This window comes from Leisingera sp. F5, from assembly GCF_001593695.1.
In genome coordinates this window covers 1-1,897 of record NZ_LUKH01000664.1, presented here as the reverse complement: position 1 = coordinate 1,897, position 1,897 = coordinate 1, and the positions used below count along the sequence as shown (strand labels likewise).

Below are 1,897 nucleotides of genomic sequence, written 5' to 3'. Positions count from 1 at the left end.
ACCGGGTCCAATGCAGCGGTACCGGGCATATCAAAGGACTGCCCTTCAGCAACGGCTGCACCGACTGCACCAGCCATCCAGAAGCCATGAGCGCAATTTCCGTCCGGTCCCCGTGTTTCAATGCCAAAACCAGTTTGCGCCCTTGCTCCTCATAGAGCAGGGCAGATCGCCCTTGGTTCCAAGGACGCGGATGGCGCAGGCAGCTGTCGCATTCCAGGCGGAAGCCGTCCGCCTCCCCCGGCAGCGGAGCACCGCAGCCCTCGCAGACCGTGCCGCTGATAAAATGCATCCCAGCCCAGCAAGAACCGCACAGGCCAAAGTCGCTGCCAACCAGCCCCCCGCAGCCCATGCATTGCGGTGGGTAGATCAGCGAAACAGCGGTTTGAATCCTGGCCAGCAGCATCTAAATAGCTCCCATGACACAAGCACCCGCACAGCTTTTCGACCGCCGCACCCTGGCAGCCCGCCGCGCACGCCGGCGCCCGGATGCGTTGTTCCTGCACCAGATGGCGCGGGATGAGGCCGAGGATCGCCTGAGCATGGTTAACAGAACCTTTACAGCGCCTGCCGTTGTCTGCCCTTTCCCGGAAGTCTGGGAGGGGTTTCTGCCTGGCGCAGCTGTGGTGCCGGATGACGATATCCTGGCTCTGGAAGAAGGTGCGCATGATGTGGTGATCCACGCCATGTGCTTGCATTGGGCCAATGACCCGGTTGGCCAGCTGATCCAATGCCGCCGCGCGTTGAAAGAGGACGGGCTGCTGTTAGTTGTCATGCTCGGCGGCCAGACCCTGCACGAACTGCGCGCAGCTATGGCAGAAGCCGAAACCATCGTATTGGGCGGGCTATCGCCCCGCGTTGCGCCGATGGGAGAAATCCGCGATCTGGGTGGTTTATTGCAGCGGGCGGGGTTTGCCCTTCCTGTCGCCGATCTGGTGCCGCTGACCGCTGAATACCGCGACCTCACGCACTTGATCCACGACCTGCGCGGCATGGGAGAGACCAGCGCCCTCGCCCAGCGCCTGAGACGCCCGGCACCGCGTGGCCTGTTCCAACTTGCTGATCACATCTACCGGGAGCATTTTGCCACCGCAGATGGCCGGCTGCCCGCAACTTTCGAGATGGTCTGCCTCACCGGCTGGTCGCCATCGGACAGCCAGCAGAAACCTTTGCGCCCCGGTTCCGCCCAGATGCGCCTGGCCGATGCGCTGAAGGTGCCGGAAACCAAGCTCTGACTCTCATAAGTTTACGCTATCGCTGCGCCAATGCGATCCAATTGGCCATTCACTTGTAAAGACAGTAACTTCCCCTCGTTCAACGAATTCTCAGCCGCACAGGACCTGCCCATGCTGGACACCGCCCGGACCGCCAATTGCCCCGCTCACGCCCCTGCCGATCACCCCAAGATCGCGGCAGAGAAGGTCGGCATTTTGCTGGCAAACCTCGGGACACCGGATGATTACTCCTATTGGCCGATGCGCCGGTATCTGAGCGAGTTCCTGTCCGATAAGCGGGTGATCGACTATCCATCGTGGAAGTGGCAACCGCTGCTGCAGCTGATCATCCTGACCAAACGTCCGTTCTCCTCGGGCGCCGCTTACAAATCGATCTGGAACCACGATAAGGGCGAAAGCCCTTTGATGACCATCACCAAAGAACAAACCGCAAAAATAGCGGCCGAGATGAAAGAGCGCTATGGCGATCAGGTGATGGTCGATTTCTGCATGCGCTATGGCAACCCTTCGACCAAGTCCAAGGTGCGGGAAATGGTTGAGGCAGGCTGCCGGAAAATCCTGTTTGTGCCGCTCTACCCGCAATATGCCGGCGCCACCTCCGGCACTGCCAACGATCAGTTCTTCCGCGCGCTGATGGAGGAGCCCTGGCAGCCCGCCGCACGCAC

At 61.1% G+C, this 1,897-nt stretch carries 3 protein-coding genes; 2 read left to right on the top strand and 1 reads right to left on the bottom strand.

Annotation, left to right across the window (positions count from 1 at the left end; all coding sequences use genetic code 11):
* Positions 1-403 (bottom strand): double zinc ribbon domain-containing protein (locus A2I95_RS34535; protein ID WP_291737064.1); only part of this gene is annotated, 403 nt, incomplete at its 3' end.
* Between the two features lie 13 nt (positions 404-416).
* Here A2I95_RS34535 and A2I95_RS34530 point away from each other — a divergent pair.
* Positions 417-1,232 carry a methyltransferase domain-containing protein gene (locus A2I95_RS34530; protein WP_291737061.1) on the top strand — a complete coding sequence of 272 codons (816 nt, stop codon included), beginning with the start codon at positions 417-419 and terminating at the stop codon, positions 1,230-1,232.
* A 111-nt stretch (positions 1,233-1,343) separates the two neighbouring features.
* Positions 1,344-1,897: ferrochelatase (locus tag A2I95_RS34525; protein ID WP_291737060.1), on the top strand; the 554-nt coding region annotated here is incomplete at its 3' end.

Bases quoted from the DNA above. Each gene is read 5' to 3' on its own strand.
- A2I95_RS34530 (WP_291737061.1), top strand. From the start codon at position 417: ATGACACAAGCACCCGCACAGCTTTTCGACCGCCGCACCCTGGCAGCC.